General features: G+C 71.8%; 15 protein-coding genes. 9 read left to right on the top strand and 6 right to left on the bottom strand.

The window, feature by feature from the left end; all coding sequences use genetic code 11:
- Positions 1-103: 103 nt before the first annotated feature.
- A complete protein-coding gene (locus QIS99_RS06260; RefSeq protein WP_282511257.1) occupies positions 104-964 on the bottom strand; it encodes an SDR family oxidoreductase in 861 nt (286 codons plus the stop codon).
- A gap of 150 nt (positions 965-1,114) precedes the next feature.
- Between QIS99_RS06260 and QIS99_RS06255 the strand changes: the two genes are divergently transcribed.
- Entirely contained in the window at positions 1,115-1,474 is a 360-nt protein-coding gene (locus tag QIS99_RS06255; RefSeq protein ID WP_282511429.1) for a winged helix-turn-helix transcriptional regulator, read from the top strand.
- Between the two features lie 78 nt (positions 1,475-1,552).
- On the opposite strand, the gene QIS99_RS06250 is transcribed toward QIS99_RS06255, so the two are convergent.
- From QIS99_RS06250 to QIS99_RS06230, 5 genes are all read right to left on the bottom strand, one after another.
- Positions 1,553-2,662, bottom strand: coding sequence for a 2-oxoacid:ferredoxin oxidoreductase subunit beta (locus QIS99_RS06250; protein ID WP_282511256.1), 1,110 nt, complete (start codon positions 2,660-2,662; stop codon positions 1,553-1,555).
- The gene (locus QIS99_RS06245; RefSeq protein WP_282511255.1) at positions 2,655-4,592 is read right to left on the bottom strand and encodes a 2-oxoacid:acceptor oxidoreductase subunit alpha; all 1,938 of its coding nucleotides are present in this window, start codon (positions 4,590-4,592) and stop codon (positions 2,655-2,657) included. Before QIS99_RS06245 ends, QIS99_RS06250 begins: the two co-directional genes overlap by 8 nt.
- Positions 4,593-4,762: 170 nt before the next feature.
- The gene (locus tag QIS99_RS06240; protein WP_282511428.1) at positions 4,763-5,422 is read right to left on the bottom strand and encodes a response regulator transcription factor; all 660 of its coding nucleotides are present in this window, start codon (positions 5,420-5,422) and stop codon (positions 4,763-4,765) included.
- Positions 5,423-5,684: 262 nt separating this feature from the next.
- Positions 5,685-7,022: a sensor histidine kinase gene (locus tag QIS99_RS06235; protein WP_282511254.1), complete on the bottom strand. Its 1,338-nt coding sequence runs from the start codon at positions 7,020-7,022 to the stop codon at positions 5,685-5,687.
- A gap of 235 nt (positions 7,023-7,257) precedes the next feature.
- A complete protein-coding gene (locus QIS99_RS06230) occupies positions 7,258-8,442 on the bottom strand; it encodes a sensor histidine kinase (protein WP_282511253.1) in 1,185 nt (394 codons plus the stop codon).
- Positions 8,443-8,749: 307 nt separating this feature from the next.
- Between QIS99_RS06230 and QIS99_RS06225 the strand changes: the two genes are divergently transcribed.
- From QIS99_RS06225 to QIS99_RS06190, 8 genes are read left to right on the top strand one after another with little or no spacing between them, the layout of a single operon-like run.
- Positions 8,750-9,172 (top strand): NADH-quinone oxidoreductase subunit A, encoded by a 423-nt coding sequence (locus QIS99_RS06225; RefSeq protein WP_282511427.1) that lies wholly within the window; start codon positions 8,750-8,752, stop codon positions 9,170-9,172.
- Positions 9,163-9,828: an NADH-quinone oxidoreductase subunit B gene (locus QIS99_RS06220; RefSeq protein ID WP_282511252.1), complete on the top strand. Its 666-nt coding sequence runs from the start codon at positions 9,163-9,165 to the stop codon at positions 9,826-9,828. Before QIS99_RS06225 ends, QIS99_RS06220 begins: the two co-directional genes overlap by 10 nt.
- A complete protein-coding gene (locus QIS99_RS06215; protein ID WP_282511251.1) occupies positions 9,825-10,895 on the top strand; it encodes an NADH-quinone oxidoreductase subunit C in 1,071 nt (356 codons plus the stop codon). The genes QIS99_RS06220 and QIS99_RS06215 overlap by 4 nt, the downstream gene beginning before the upstream one ends.
- Entirely contained in the window at positions 10,892-11,860 is a 969-nt protein-coding gene (locus QIS99_RS06210) for a complex I subunit 1/NuoH family protein (RefSeq protein WP_282511250.1), read from the top strand. The genes QIS99_RS06215 and QIS99_RS06210 overlap by 4 nt, the downstream gene beginning before the upstream one ends.
- Positions 11,860-12,471, top strand: a complete 612-nt coding sequence (locus QIS99_RS06205; RefSeq protein ID WP_282511249.1) for a NuoI/complex I 23 kDa subunit family protein — start codon at positions 11,860-11,862, stop codon at positions 12,469-12,471. Before QIS99_RS06210 ends, QIS99_RS06205 begins: the two co-directional genes overlap by 1 nt.
- Positions 12,468-13,082: an NADH-quinone oxidoreductase subunit J family protein gene (locus QIS99_RS06200; RefSeq protein WP_282511248.1), complete on the top strand. Its 615-nt coding sequence runs from the start codon at positions 12,468-12,470 to the stop codon at positions 13,080-13,082. Before QIS99_RS06205 ends, QIS99_RS06200 begins: the two co-directional genes overlap by 4 nt.
- Complete coding sequence (gene nuoK, locus QIS99_RS06195; protein ID WP_282511247.1) at positions 13,082-13,486, top strand: NADH-quinone oxidoreductase subunit NuoK; 405 nt, start codon at positions 13,082-13,084, stop codon at positions 13,484-13,486. The genes QIS99_RS06200 and nuoK overlap by 1 nt, the downstream gene beginning before the upstream one ends.
- Positions 13,483-15,594 (top strand): NADH-quinone oxidoreductase subunit 5 family protein, encoded by a 2,112-nt coding sequence (locus QIS99_RS06190; protein ID WP_282511246.1) that lies wholly within the window; start codon positions 13,483-13,485, stop codon positions 15,592-15,594. The genes nuoK and QIS99_RS06190 overlap by 4 nt, the downstream gene beginning before the upstream one ends.

Below are 15,594 nucleotides of genomic sequence, written 5' to 3'. Positions count from 1 at the left end.
CTGTGTCGCGTCAACCTCACGAAGGTAGCGCCGAACAGGCCCGCCTGTCATGCCCGTATTCCCATACGGTCATGACAGGCGGGCCCGCCGTACGGAGGGGCGCTCAGCTCGCCCTGAGCGCCGCCGCGATCGACTCCGCCACCGGCGTCGTCGGCCGCCCGATCAGCCGGGCCAGGTCGCCGCTGCGCCCGGCGAGCCGCCCGCGCGCGACGGCGGCGTCCACGCCGACCAGGATCTCGGCCATCGGCGCGGGCACCCCGGCCCCGGTGAGCACCGCGAGGTGTTCCGCCGCGGGCAGGTTCCGGTACACGATCTCCCGGCCGGTCTGCCGCGCCACCTCGGCCGCGTACTCCGCGAAGCTCCACGCCTCGTCGCCGCTCAGCTCGTACGTACGGTTCTCGTGCCCCTCGCCGGTCAGCACGGCGACGGCGGCCGCGGCGTAGTCGGCGCGCGCCGCCGAGGCGGTCCGCCCCTCGCCCGCACTGGCCAGGACCGCGCCGTGCTCGACGACCGGGGCCAGGTGCGCGGTGTGGTTCTCGTGGTACCAGCCGTTGCGCAGGAACGTGTAGGGCAGACCGGAGTCGAGGATCGCCCGCTCGGTCGCCTTGTGCTCGTCCGCGAGCCGGAAGTCGGCCTCGGGGCCGCCGAGGATCCCGGTGTACGCGAGCAGCGCGACGCCCGCCGCCTTCGCCGCGTCGATCACCGCCCGGTGCTGCGCCACCCGCTGTCCGACCTCGCTGCCGGAGATCAGCAGCACCCGGTCACCGGCGCCGAACGCCCCGGCGAGGGTCTCGGGCACCGAGTAGTCCGCGATCCGCAGCTCCACCCCACGCTCGGCGAGGTCGGCGGCCTTGCCCTTGTCGCGGACGACGGCGGCGATCCGGCCGGCCGGGACCCGGGCGTCGAGCAGCTGCTCCACGACGAGGCGGCCGAGCTGTCCGGTGGCTCCGGTGACGACGATCATGGGGGACTCCTGTCCTGTTCCGATGGGGGATGACTTCACCGTAAACTGGACACTAACCATGGGGAAGTACCCACTTTGAAGTAAGGTACTGGTATGAGAGTAAGCAGTGAGGGCGCGGCCGGTGCCGCGGGCGCGGGCTGGCAGCCGGGCATGAAGATGGACGTCAACGCCCCGATGTGCCCCTCGCGCGGAGTGCTCGAACACGTCACGAGCCGCTGGGGCGTGCTGATCCTGATCGCCCTGCGCGAGCGCTCGTACCGCTTCAGCGAGCTGCGTCGGCACGTCGGCGGGGTGAGCGAGAAGATGCTGGCCCAGACGTTGCAGACCCTGGAGCGCGACGGTTTCGTGCTGCGCGACGCGCAGCCGGTGATCCCGCCGCGCGTCGACTACTCCCTGACGGAGCTCGGCGAGGAGGCGGCCACGCAGGTCGCGGCGCTAGGCCGGTGGACGGAGCGGCGCACCGAGCAGGTCCTCAAAAACCGTGAGATGTACGACGAGGCCCGGTCCTGAGCAGCTGCTCGGAACCGGGCCCCGACGAGGTCCTGGCCGACGGCCCTTCTCGGCAACGGCCCTTCTTCGGCAACGGGCCTAGCCGACGACGGTCCAGGTGTCGTTGCCGGTGAGGAGGGCGCCGAGGTCGCCCTTGCCGTTCTGCTCCGTGGCCGTGTCGAGCTGGTCGGCCATCTGCGTGTCGTAGACCGGGCGTTCGGCTGAGCGGAACACGCCGATCGGGGTGTGGTGCAGGGTGTCCGGGTCGGCGAGGCGGGACAGGGCGAAGGCGGTGGTCGGGGACGCGGAGCGCGCGTCGTGGACCAGGATCTGCGCGCGGTTGGCGTCGGTGACGTCCACGACGCGCAGGTCCCCGGTGGCCGGATCGCGTACGACGCCCTTGGCCTGGTCGACGCCGAAGGTGATGGGCTGCCCGTGTTCGAGGCGGATCACGGCTTCCTCGGCCTGCTGCTTGTCCTTCAGGGCCTCGAAGGCGCCGTCGTTGAAGATGTTGCAGTTCTGGTAGATCTCGACCAGCGCGGTGCCGTCGTGCGCGGCGGCCTGCCGAAGCACGTCGGTGAGGTGCTTGCGGTCGGAGTCGACGGTCCGGGCCACGAAGCTCGCCTCCGCGCCGAGGGCGAGCGAGACCGGGTTGAACGGTGCGTCCAGGGAGCCCATGGGGGTGGACTTGGTGACCTTGCCGACCTCGGAGGTCGGGGAGTACTGGCCCTTGGTGAGGCCGTAGATCCGGTTGTTGAACAGCAGGATCTTCAGGTTGACGTTGCGCCGCAGCGCGTGGATGAGGTGGTTGCCGCCGATGGACAGCGCGTCCCCGTCACCGGTCACGACCCACACCGACAGGTCACGGCGCGAGGAGGCCAGGCCGGTCGCGATGGCGGGGGCGCGGCCGTGGATGGAGTGCATGCCGTACGTGTTCATGTAGTACGGGAAACGGGAGCTGCAGCCGATGCCGGAGACGAAGACGATGTTCTCGCGGGCCAGACCCAGCTCGGGCATGAACCCCTGCACGGCGGCCAGGATCGCGTAGTCACCGCACCCCGGGCACCAGCGCACTTCCTGATCGGACTTGAAGTCCTTCATGGACTGCTTGGCTTCGGCCTTGGGGACGAGGGACAGCAGCGTCCGAGCCGGGGTCTGCGCCTCCCTGCGCGTCTGCCCGGAGCTGTGCGTGGTCGTCGTGTCAGCCATCGAGCGCCTCCTTGAGAACCGTGGCGAGCTGCTCGGCCTTGAACGGCATGCCGTTGACCTGCGTGTAACTCCGGGCGTCCACCAGATACTTGGCCCGGATCAGCGTGGCGAGCTGGCCCAGGTTCATCTCCGGAACCACCACATGGGGGTAACGCTTCAACACCTCGCCCAGATTCCCCGGCAGCGGGTTCAGATGCCGCAGATGGGCCTGCGCGACCTGCTGCCCCGCGTTCCGCAGCCGCCGCACGGCCGCGGTGATCGGCCCGTACGTCGATCCCCAGCCGAGGACGAGGAGTTCGGCAGCGCCGCTCTCGTCGTCGACCTCCAGGTCGGGCACGTCGATGCCGTCGACCTTGGCCTGGCGGGTGCGGACCATCAGGTCGTGGTTGGCCGGGTCGTAGGAGATGTTGCCGGTGCCGTCCTGCTTCTCGATTCCGCCGATCCGGTGCTCAAGGCCCGGCGTGCCCGGCACCGCCCACGGCCGCGCGAGGGTCCGGGGGTCCCGCTTGTACGGCCAGAACACCTCGGTGCCGTCGTCCAGGGTGTGGTTCGGGCCGTGCGCGAACTGGGGCCGCAGATCCGGGAGTTCGTCCACCTCGGGGATGCGCCACGGCTCGCTGCCGTTGGCCAGATAGCCGTCGGAGAGCAGGAACACCGGCGTCCGGTACGTGAGCGCGATCCGGGCCGCCTCAAGCGCCGCGTCGAAGCAGTCCGCGGGCGTCCTCGGCGCCACGATCGGCACCGGCGCCTCACCGTTGCGCCCGTACATCGCCTGCAGCAGATCCGCCTGCTCCGTCTTGGTGGGCAGCCCCGTCGACGGGCCGCCGCGCTGGATGTCCACCACCAGCAACGGCAGCTCAAGGGAGACCGCAAGACCGATCGTCTCGCTCTTGAGCGCCACTCCAGGCCCGGACGTCGTCGTCACCGCGAGGCTGCCGCCGAACGCGGCACCGAGCGCCGCTCCGATCCCCGCGATCTCGTCCTCGGCCTGGAACGTCCGCACACCGAAGTTCTTGTGCTTGCTCAGCTCATGCAGGATGTCCGAGGCCGGAGTGATCGGATACGAACCCAGATACAGCGGCAGATCCGCCTGCCGGGACGCGGCCACCAGGCCGTACGACAGGGCCAGATTCCCCGAGATATTGCGGTACGTGCCCGTCGGGAACGCCTGCGCCGCCGGTGCCACCTCGTACGAGACGGCGAAATCCTCCGTCGTCTCCCCGAAATTCCAGCCCGCCCGGAACGCCGTGATATTCGCCGCCGCGATATCCGGCTTCTTCGCGAACTTCGACTTCAGGAAACTCTCGGTGCCCTCCGTGGGCCGGTGGTACATCCACGACAGCAGGCCGAGCGCGAACATGTTCTTCGACCTGCCCGCGTCCTTGCGGGACAGCTCGAACTCCTTCAGCGCCTCCACCGTCAGCGTCGTCAGCGGCACCGGATGCACGTGAAAGCCGTCCAGCGAACCGTCCTCCAGCGGAGACGACGCGTACCCGACCTTCTGCATCGCCCGCTTCGTGAACTCGTCCGTGTTCACGATGATCTCCGCGCCCCGCGGCACATCGGCGATGTTCGCCTTCAACGCCGCCGGATTCATCGCCACCAGCACATTCGGCGCGTCCCCGGGCGTGAGAATGTCATGGTCCGCGAAATGCAGCTGGAAACTCGAAACGCCCGGCAGCGTTCCGGCAGGCGCCCGGATCTCGGCCGGGAAATTCGGCAGCGTCGACAAGTCATTGCCGAACGAAGCCGTCTCCGACGTGAACCGGTCACCCGTCAGCTGCATACCGTCCCCCGAGTCACCCGCGAAACGGATGATCACTCGGTCCAGACGGCGCACTTCTTTCCCGCCGTCGCCGGACGGCTTCCGCTGTCCACCCACGACGGCCGAGTCGGCCTGCTCGGCGTGGCTACTGACCTGGCTGGTCACTGAACTGGACCTCCCTAGAGGCTGCGGCACGGGAGTCGCCGGCTCACCGGTCCTCCCAGGGCCACCCTACGTCCGTGAGGGTGCCCTTCCTGGGCTCGCTCGCATCGTGGACGCGTCTTTGAGACGCCCCTGACGGCGTGAACGGTCATAGCTGACAGGGTGTCAGTAAACTAGGATCTGAGGTAGGTGAGCACCGCCAGAACACGACGGTGATCCCCCTCACTCCGGGACAGTCCGAGCTTCATGAAGATGTTGCCGACGTGCTTCTCGACCGCCCCGTCGCTCACCACCAGCTGCCGGGCGACCGCCGAGTTCGTCCGCCCCTCCGCCATCAGGCCGAGCACCTCGCGCTCGCGCGGGGTCAGCCCCGCCAGGACGTCCTGCCTGCGGCTGCGCCCGAGCAGCTGGGCCACCACCTCGGGGTCCAGGGCCGTCCCGCCCCCGGCGACCCGCACCACCGCGTCGACGAACTCCCGCACCTCCGCCACCCGGTCCTTGAGCAGGTACCCCACGCCGCTGCCGGACCCGGCGAGCAGTTCGGTCGCGTACTGCTCCTCCACGTACTGCGAGAGGACCAGCACGCCGAGCCCCGGATGGGCGTGTCGCAGCGCGACCGCGGCCCGCACCCCTTCGTCGGTGTGCGTCGGCGGCATCCGTACGTCCGCCACCACCACGTCCGGCAGCGCGCCCCGGCCGGCCAGCTCCTCGACGGTGCCGATCAGGGAGTCCGCGTCACCCACGCCCGCCACGACCTCGTGGCCCCGGTCGGTGAGGAGCCGGGTCAGGCCCTCCCTGAGCAGCACCGAGTCCTCCGCGATGACCACCCGCACTGTGTCCTCCACGTCCTCCACGTCCTCCACGTCCCCGACGTCCCCGACGTCCCCCACGATCCGTACGCCCCTCACTCCTGGTCCCGCCCCGACGACGGGACCAGCATCCCAGCATTCGGTCAGCGCCGCGGGCGAGTGCCGGGATCCCATTCGGAGGCGTAGGGGAACGCATATTCGTTGGCGTGCGGATCTATTCGGAGGCGTACGGGAACGCTCATTCGGAGGCGTACGGAATCGCGCATTCGGAGGTGTACGGGAACGCTCAGCCCCGCCAGGGCAGTTCGGCCGTCACGCGGGTGGGCCCGCCCGCGGGGGAGTCCACGTCCAGGACCCCGTCGACCGCGCCGAGCCGTTCGGCGAGCCCCGCGAGGCCCGTGCCCGCGGCCGGGTCGGCGCCGCCGCGGCCGTCGTCCGTGACCTGCAGCAGCAGCCGGTCCCCGACCCGCCACACGTCCACCGACGCGGTACCGGCGCCGCTGTGCCTGCCCACGTTCTGCAGCAGCTCGGAGACCGTGAAGTACGCGATGCCCTCGACGGCCTGCGCGGGCCGCTCCGGCAGCTCCACCTCGACCCGCACCGGCACCGGGCAGCGCGCGGCCAGGGCGGAGAGCGCGGCGTCGAGGCCGCGGTCCGTGAGGACGGCCGGGTGGATGCCGCGGGCCAGGTCGCGCAGCTCCCGCAGGGCGACCTTCACCTCGCCGTGCGCCTCGTCCACGAGCCGGGCCGCCTCCCGCGGGTCGTCGTGCAGCTTCTCTCTGGCCAGGCCCAGGTCGGCGGCCAGGCCGGAGAGCCGGGCCTGCGCCCCGTCGCGCAGCTCCCGCTCGATCCGGCGCAGGTCGGCGGCGGCCGTGTCCACGACCGCCCCGCGGTCCGACTCCAGCTCGCCCACCCGGGCGTCCAGGCGGGACGCGCCGAGCAGCCCGGCGACCAGGACCCGGTCGACGGTCGTCAGGGCCCGGATCAGCCACGGCGTCACCAGCGTGACCAGGAGGCCGAGCGCGGCCGTGGCGCCGATCTCGAAGGGCGTGTCCAGATAGATGCCGCCCTGCCCGCCCTCCTCGCCGTACACCTGGATGCCGTCCACGCCCAGGTACGCCGGGAACACCCACCGCCACAGCGGATACGTGAGCAGCGACCAGCCCACCGACCAGAACGTCACCGACACCGTGAACGCGAACACCGCCCACGGGAGGTGCAGCACCGCGTAGAGCAGGCTCCGCCAGGACGTGCCGCTCTTCAGGACCGCCCCGATCCACGCCATCGCGCCGCTCTTCGCCGCCCGCACCGGCTGCGGCTCCGCCACGTCGAGGCCGAGCAGCCCGCGCGCCCGCGCCCGCTCCAGTACGCCGAGACCACGGCACCCGGCGAGCGCGGCGGCCAGCACCGGCACCCCGAGGAACGTGACGAGCAGGCCCGCGCCGAGCGCGGTCATCGTCACCGCGTACGTGAACGTCACGATGCTCAACGGCAGGCTGACCAGCAGATACGCGAACTCGCGGAATGTCCGGCCGGCGACCGGGGCGCCCAGCGCCGGGGGCAGCAGCGGGCGCCGCGCGGGGTGCCCGGGCGGCCGGGTGCGCTGTCCGTACTCCGTGGCCATGAGGTCATCCGTTTCTGCCGGGCGGCTCCACAGCCGCGCGATTCGGTGCGTCCGGATCGGTGCGTCCGGATCGGTGCGTCCGGATCGGTGCGTCCGGATCGGTACGTCCGGATCGGTACGTCCGGATCGGTACGTCCAGATCAGTATGTCCAGGCTCCGCCGCGGCCGACCCGCGCGCCATGAGGACCGTCGCCGTCTTCGACCGGGGGTTTTCCCCACCCTGCTCCGGCGGCCTTCAGCTGTCGGCCCGGTCGCGCCACCGGTCGCGCCAGGGGAGTTCGGCCGAGACCGTCGTGGGGCCGCCCGTCGGGGAGTCCACGACGAACAGGCCGTCCACCGCACCGAGCCGGTCCGCGAGCCCCGCCATGCCCGTACCGCCGCCGTCGAGCGAGGCACCCCCGCGCCCGTCGTCCTCGACGCGCAGCAGCAGCCGCCGGTCCGCGCGCCACACCTCGACGGAGGCCGAGCGCGCCCCGCTGTGCTTGCTGACGTTCTGCAGCAGCTCGGAGACCGTGAAGTACGCGATGCCCTCGATCGCCGGCGCGGGCCGCTCCGGCAGCGCGACCGTCACCCGGACCGGCACCGTGCAGCGCGCGGCGAGCGAGGAGAGGGCGGCGCCCAGGCCGCGGTCGGTGAGGACGGCAGGGTGGATGCCGCGGGCCAGGTCGCGCAGCTCCTGCAGGGCCAGCTTCACCTCGCCGTGCGCCTCGTCGACCATCGCCGCCACGGCCGCGTCGGCCTGCCCTTCGCGCAGCTTCTCCTTGGCCAGGCCGAGCCCCATCGCCAGGTTGACCAGGCGGGCCTGCGCCCCGTCGTGCAGATCGCGCTCGATCCGGCGCAGGTCGGCGGCGGCCGTGTCCACGACCGTGCCGCGGTCCGACTCCAGCTCCGCGATCCGCCGCTCCAACTCGTCGGACGGGCTGAGCAGTCCGCGCACCATCGCCCGGTCCGCGTTGCTCAGCCCCCGTACGACGAACGGCAGCACCGGCCAGAGCACGAGCAGCGAGACCAGGGTGAGCGTGCACGCCAGCACGCCCCACGGCAGCCGGACGAACCCGTACAGCAGGCTCCGCCAGCCCACCGGGTCCTTCAGCCGGGTCCACATCCGGGCGAGGAGACCGTCGCCCGCGCGGACCGACAGCGGACTCGGCTCGTCCACCCACGTGCCGAGCAGCCGCCGCGCCCTGGCCCGCTCCACCCTGCCGAGCCACCGGGCGCCCGCCAGGCCGAGGGCGAGCAGCGGCAGGCCGACCGCGGTGACCGCGAGCGCACTGCCGACGGCCACGACGATCACCGCGTACCCGAAGGTGAACAGTGCGAGCGGCAGGTCGAGCAGCAGGTGCGCGACCTCCCGCCACGTCTGGCCCGCGAACGCGAACGCGAGCCGAGCGGGCGGCAGGGGGCGCTGTCCGGTGGTCATGGCAGCCAGCCTGCCGGGCCCGCGGACCGGGCGCCATGAGGTCCGCCGCAGCGACCGGCGGGGGAAAACCCCACCCCGACCCCGAAGGGGCTGCTTACCAGTTCTTTAACAGGGCCTAGACTCCCGTGCGTACAGATCGTCGAACAGGGCCACCGCGCCCTTGACCGGCCGGAACTCTTCCGAACCGCCGGAACACAACGAGATCAACGAGATCAACGAGATCAACGAGATCGCAGGGATCGCAGGGATCGCAGGGATCGCAGGGATCGCAGCGATAGAGGTCGCAGAGATCGCAGAGATCGCAGAGATCGCAGAGATAAGGGAGCGAGGGGCCGACGTGCCGGGACCGACCGTTCTCGCCGCGGACTACTTCCAGAGCTACTCCGTCGTAGGACTGCTCGCCACCGTCGGCGTGCTCTTCGTCGCCGTCGCCTTCGGCGCGGGCCGACTGCTCCGGCCCGTCGTGCCGACCCCGGAGAAGCTGCTCACCTACGAGTGCGGCGTCGACCCGGTCGGCGAGGGCTGGGCGCACACCCAGGTCCGCTACTACGTCTATGCGTTCCTGTACGTGATCTTCGCCGTCGACTCGATCTTCCTCTTCCCCTGGGCCACCGTCTTCGCCGATCCGCAGTACGGCGCGACGACGCTGGTGGAGATGTTCGTCTTCCTCGGCTTCCTGGCCGTGGGTCTGCTGTACGCGTACAAGAAGGGGGTCCTGACATGGACGTGACCATCGAACCCAACCCTGGTCCCGACAAGGGCTCCTCCCGGCTCGGGCCGCTGGCCCGGCTCGCGCCCGAACCCATGAAGGTGGTCCTCAACTGGGGCCGCCGCTACAGCCTGTGGGTCTTCAACTTCGGACTCGCCTGCTGCGCCATCGAGTTCATCGCCGCGTCCATGGCCCGCCACGACTTCATCCGGCTCGGCGTCATCCCGTTCGCCCCGGGCCCGCGCCAGGCCGACCTGATGGTGGTCTCGGGAACGGTCACCGACAAGATGGCCCCCGCCGTGAAGCGCCTGTACGAGCAGATGCCCGAGCCGAAGTACGTGATCTCCTTCGGCGCCTGCTCCAACTGCGGCGGCCCGTACTGGGACTCGTACTCGGTGACGAAGGGCGTCGACCAGATCATCCCGGTGGATGTGTACGTTCCCGGCTGCCCGCCGCGGCCCGAGGCGCTGCTCCAGGGCATCCTCAAGCTGCAGGAGAAGATCGCCCGGGAGTCCCTCGGCGAGCGTTACTCGGCGGCGGGGCGCCCTTCGGCTGCGGCGCTGCAGAGCGGCTTGGTCGAGCCTCCGGCTCCGGGTTCGACTCCGGGTTCGGCTCAGGGGGCTGGTCCGGGTTCGACTCCGGGTTCGGCTCAGGGGTCTGTGGAGGGCGAGCGATGACGACCGGCTGGCTCCCCGACGAGGTCACCGCACTCTTCGGCCCGGACGCGACCGCCGAGGAGTCGTACGACCTGCTCACGGTCGACGTACCCGCCGATTCCTGGACGACGGCCCTGCTCACGGCCCGCGCCCGGCTCGGCTGTACGTATTTCGACTGGCTCAGCGCGGTCGACGAGCCGGGCACCGGCTTCCGCGTCTCCGCTCACGTGGTGGCCCTGCATCCGGTACGCCGCCTCCTCGTCCGTACGACCGTGCCGCACTCGGCACCGGTGCTCGCCTCCGCCGTCGAGGTGTACGCGGGCGCCGCCTGGCACGAGCGCGAGACCCACGAGATGTTCGGCGTCGACTTCACCGGCCACCCGGGACTCGACCACCTGCTGCTGCCCGACAGCTTCGAAGGCCATCCGCTCCGCAAGGACTTCGTACTCGCGGCGCGGGTCGCGAAGGCCTGGCCCGGCGCCAAGGAGCCGGGGGAGTCCGAGCACGGCGGGCCGAAGCGGCGGCAGATGCTTCCGCCGGGCGTGCCCGACCCCAACGAATGGGGCCCGCTGAAGGGCCAGCTGCCACCGGCTCCGGCGCGTCCGGCGCGGGGGGCTCGCGCGGGTGCGGCGGGTGCTGGTGCCGGTGCCGGTGAGCGGCCGACTCGGCGTACGCGCTCGGCGAGCGCGGGCTCGGCCAGCCAGGCCGCGGGCGACACGACTGCGGCCGCTCCGGCCGAGGGTGGCGCCGCGACCCCGCCCCGTCGGATGCGGAGCGCTTCGCAGGGGTCGGCGAGCCAGGCACCGGCGAGCGAAGCGCCGGCCACGCCGCGCGAGACCTCCGCGACCCCGGCGGCACCGGCGACCCCGGCGGCACCGGCGGAGGAGCAGGCCACCGGCACCCCGGAACCGTCCGAGAAGCCCGCGCCGCCCAAGAGCTCGGACGCCCCGTGGCACAACCCGCGGCCCACGTTCGAGGAGCCCGAGCCCCCGGCCAAGTCCGAGTCCCCGGCCAAGTCCGACAAGCCCGAAACCCCGGACGAGGGCACCCCCGACAGCGACACCCCCGCCGGAGGCGACCCCGCATGAACGACGCCCTCGACGTCGCCCTGCGACTCCTCGTCGTCTTCGCCGTCTTCCTGGTCCTCCCTCTGGTCATCGGCCAGACCGAGCACAAGGTGATGGCCCACATGCAGGGCCGCCTCGGCCCCATGTACGCGGGCGGGTTCCACGGCTGGGCCCAACTCGTCGCCGACGGCGTCAAGTTCGCCCAGAAGGAAGACGTCGTACCCGCGGGTGCCGACCGCCGTATCTTCCAGCTCGCCCCGGCCGTCGCCCTCCTGCCCTACCTCCTGGTCCTCGTCGCCATCCCGATCGGCCCCGGCGAGGGCGCCGTCGGCCAGGTCGTGGACGCGGGTCTCTTCTTCGTACTCGCCGTCATGGGCGTGGGCGTACTCGGCTCGCTCATGGCCGGCTGGGCCTCCGCCAACAAGTTCTCCCTCCTGGGCGGCCTGCGTACCGCCGCCCAACTCCTCGCCTACGAACTGCCGATGCTGCTCGCCGCCGCCTCCGTCGCGATGGCCGCCGGGACCGTCTCGCTGCCGGGCATCGTCGCGGCCTTCGAGTGGTGGTGGCTGCCCTGGCAGATCGTCGGCGCCCTGGTCTTCTTCGTGGCCGGCCTCGCCGAACTCCAACGCCCGCCGTTCGACATGCCGGTGGCCGACTCGGAGATCATCTTCGGCGCGTACACCGAGTACACCGGCCTCCGTTTCGCTCTCTTCCTCCTCGCCGAGTACGCCGGGATCGTCGTCCTCTGCGGCCTGACCACCGTCCTCTTCCTGGGCGGCTGGCAGGGGCCGTGGGGTGCCGACGGGCTCGGCTGGCTGTGGACCCTGCTCAAGACGGCGATCCTCGCCTTCCTCGTGATCTGGCTCCGCGTCTCGTACCCCCGACTCCGCGAGGACCAGCTCCAGAAGCTCGCCTGGACCACGCTCGTCCCGCTCGCCCTTGCGCAGATCGCGCTCACCGGAATCGTGAAGGTGGCGATCCAGTAATGCCTCCGATCCCCGGGTCCGGCCTGGCCAAGGGCCTCGCCGTCACCCTCCGCACGATGACGCGGAAGACCGTCACCCAGCAGTACCCGGACGTCCAGCCCGAACTGCCGCCGCGCACCCGCGGCGTCATCGGCCTGTTCGAGGAGAACTGCACGGTCTGCATGCTCTGCGCCCGCGAGTGCCCCGACTGGTGCATCTACATCGACTCCCACAAGGAGACGGTCCCCGCCGCCACCCCGGGCGGCCGCGAGCGCAGCCGCAACGTCCTCGACCGCTTCGCCATCGACTTCTCCCTCTGCATGTACTGCGGTATCTGCATCGAGGTCTGCCCCTTCGACGCGCTCTTCTGGTCCCCGGAGTTCGAGTACGCGGAGACCGACATCCACGAACTCACCCACGAGCGCGACAAGCTCCGCGAGTGGATGTGGACCGTCCCCGCCCCGCCCGCGCTCGACGCGGCGGCGGAGGAGCCCAAGGAGCTCGCCGCGGCCCGCAAGGCGGCCGACAAACTCGCCGCCCAACAAGCCGCCGAGCAGCAGGCCGCAGCCCAACAAGCCGCCGAGCAGCAGGCCGCCGAGCAGCAGCCCGCGCCCGGGGAGGACGAGCAGTGACCCTCGCCGCCCCCGCCCCGCAGGGCTTCCTCTCGCCCACCGGGGTCGAGATCGCCTTCCTCCTCGTCGGCCTCGTCACCTTCGCCGCGGCGATCGTCACCGTCACCACGAAGCAGCTCGTGCACGCCGCCCTGTGGCTGGTCGTCGCGCTCGGCGGCCTCGCCGTCGAATACCTCCTGCTCACCGCCGAGTTCATCGCCTGGGTGCAGGTCCTGATCTACGTCGGTTCCGTCGTCGTCCTCCTCCTCTTCGGGCTGATGCTCACCAAGGCGCCCATCGGCCGCTCCCCGGACGCCGATTCGGGCAACCGCTGGGCCGCGCTCACCGTGGCCGTCGCCGCCGCGGCGACCCTGGTCTGGGTGGTCGTGGACGCGTTCCGCACCCAGTGGATCGACCTCGACGCCCCGCAGGGCACCACCGCGGTCACCGGCGCGATGCTCTTCCAGCACTGGGTGCTGCCCTTCGAAGCCCTCTCCGTCCTCCTCCTCGCCGCCCTCGTCGGCGCGATCGTCCTCTCCCGCAAGGCCGACGAGGGCGACGAGGCCGACGAGACCGGACCCGAGCCGGGCGCGAAGACCGCCCCCGGCACCGCAGACGAGGAGCAGCGCTGATGCATCTCGCCTATCCCGCAGTGCTCGCCGTCCTGCTCTTCTGCACCGGCCTGTACGGAGTGCTCGCCCGCCGCAACGCGATCCTGGTCCTGATGTCCGTCGAGCTGATGCTCAACGCCGTCAACCTGAACCTGGTCGCCTTCGACGTCTGGCTCCGCGACGCCCTGCACGCCGGCCAGGCCCTCACCCTCTTCACCATCGCCATCGCCGCCGCCGAGATCGGCATCGGCCTGTCGATCGTGCTGATGGTGTACCGCAACCGCGGCACGTCCGACGTCGACCGCCTCCGCGACACCGCCGAGACCCCCGGGCCCGGCGACGCCCCCGAAGCACTCGAAGCACCCGAGGCCCCTGAGGGCGCCGACGCGACCGCCGCCGCGCAGAAGGCAGAGGCCACCGCGTGACCACCCCGACCCTCGCCGTTCTCGTCCCCCTCCTGCCGTTCCTCGGCGCCGCCGCAGGCCTGCTCCTCGGCCGCAGGGTCCCCGGCTTCGTCCGCCCCCTCGCGGTGCTGCCCACGCTGGCGTCGGCCGTCATCGCCGTACTGATCGCCGTACGCCAGGGCGGCGGCACCGGCGGCGGCGTCCGCCCCGTCGACGCGGCCACCGAGCTCACGCCCACCGGCTCCGTGCCGATCGAACTCGCCCTGCACCTCGACGGCTTCGCCGTCCTCGTCGCCGTACTGGTCGGCCTGGTCGCCTCCTGCGTGCAGCTCTACTCGACCGGCTACCTGCGCGACGACCCGCGCTACCCCTCGTACGCCGCCCTCGTCTCGCTGTTCACCTCCGCGATGTTGCTGGTCGTCTACTCCGGCGACCTGATGGTGCTGCTCGTCGGCTGGGAAGTCATGGGCATCTGCTCGTACTTCCTGGTCGGCCACTACTGGGAGACGCCCGAGGCGCGCGCCGCCTCCCTCAAGGCCTTCCTGGTCACCAAGCTCGGCGACGTCCCCTTCCTGATCGGTCTGTTCGCGCTCGCCGCCGACACCGGGTCCTTCCGCATCACGAAGGTCCTCGACGCCGTCGCGACCGGCGGCCTCGACCACCCCACGGTGATCGCCCTGCTGCTCCTCGCGGGCGTGGCGGGCAAGTCGGCGCAGTTCCCGCTGCACACCTGGCTCCCGGACGCGATGGCCGGCCCCACCCCGGTCTCCGCGCTGATCCACGCCGCGACGATGGTCGCCGCCGGTGTGTACTTCGTGGCCCGTCTCCTTCCCGTCTTCGCCGCGTCCGCCGCCGCGCTGGTCGTCCTCGCCGTGATGGCCGCCGTCACGATGGCCGGCTCGGCGCTCGCCGCCCTCGCCCAGGACGACATCAAGCGCGTCCTCGCGTACTCGACCGTCGGCCAACTCGGCTACATGACGGGCGCCCTGGCCGTCGGCGACCGTGGCGCGGCCGTCTTCCACCTCCTTTCGCACGGCGCCTTCAAGGCGCTGCTCTTCCTCGCCGCCGGCGTGATCATCCACGCCGCCGGCACCAACTCGCTGGCCGCGATGTCCCGGATGAGGGGCCTGCGCGACCGCATCCCGGACGCCTTCTGGACGATGACCGTGGCGCTGCTCGCGCTCGCCGCGATCCCGCCCTTCAGCGGCTTCTTCTCCAAGGAGGCCGTCCTCGCCGCCGCCGAGCACGCGGCCACCGGCCACACCGAGTCCGTCCCCGGCTCGGCAGGCTGGATCGTCCTCGTCTCCGGCCTCCTCACCGCCGTCCTGACCGCCGCCTACGCGACCCGCCTCTGGCTGCTCGCCTTCCGCCCGCCGGTCACCGCGCCCCACCCCACCGCCGGGGCACCGGGCGCCGGCGCCGGGTCGGAGGCAGCCCCTGCCGGGTCGGAGGCAGCCCGTGGCGTGTCGGCGGCCGCCGGTGTGGTCGAGGCCCCGGACCACGGCAGGCAGCCGGTCGTCATGAACGTCGTCCTGTGGGTTCTCGCCGTTCCCTCCCTCGCTTTCGGCATCACCGTCGGATCACTCCCCGACTGGTTCGACGGCCGCCCGCTCACGCCGACCCTCACCACCTCCGTCCTCGCCACCGGCCTCACCCTGGTCGGCGGCCTCGTCACGTACGGCGCCTGGCGGCACACCACCGCCCTGGCCGCCCGGGTCCCGGTGGGCGCCGTCGCCGCCCACCCCGGCGCCGAGCCCGCCGTGTCCGAGGCCGAGGCGATCGCCACGCACACCCCCGCGTACGGGTCGATCGCCTCCGCACCGGACCCGGCCGACCCGGGCCGCCTGCTGCTCGGCCCGCTGCACCGGCACGCGGCCGCCGGTTTCCGGGTGGATGCGGTCTACTCCGCGCTGTTCGTCCGCCCCACCCAGTTCCTGGCCGGCGTCGTCCGCTTCCTCGACCGCGAGGTCGTGGACACGTACGTGCGCGGCGCGGGCACCCTGCCCCGCTGGCTCGGCGCGGCCGCCCGCCGCGCCCAGACCGGCAATGTGCAGACCTATCTGAGCGTGCTGCTCGCCGGATCCGCCGTCCTGGCCGTCGCCGCCGTACTCGTCGCAGCGGGAGCCTGA

This window comes from Streptomyces solicavernae, assembly GCF_029968095.1.
GTDB lineage: Bacteria > Actinomycetota > Actinomycetes > Streptomycetales > Streptomycetaceae > Streptomyces > Streptomyces solicavernae.
The sequence above is the reverse complement of the archived record's forward strand: the minus strand, read 5'-3'. Positions and strand labels throughout refer to the sequence as shown.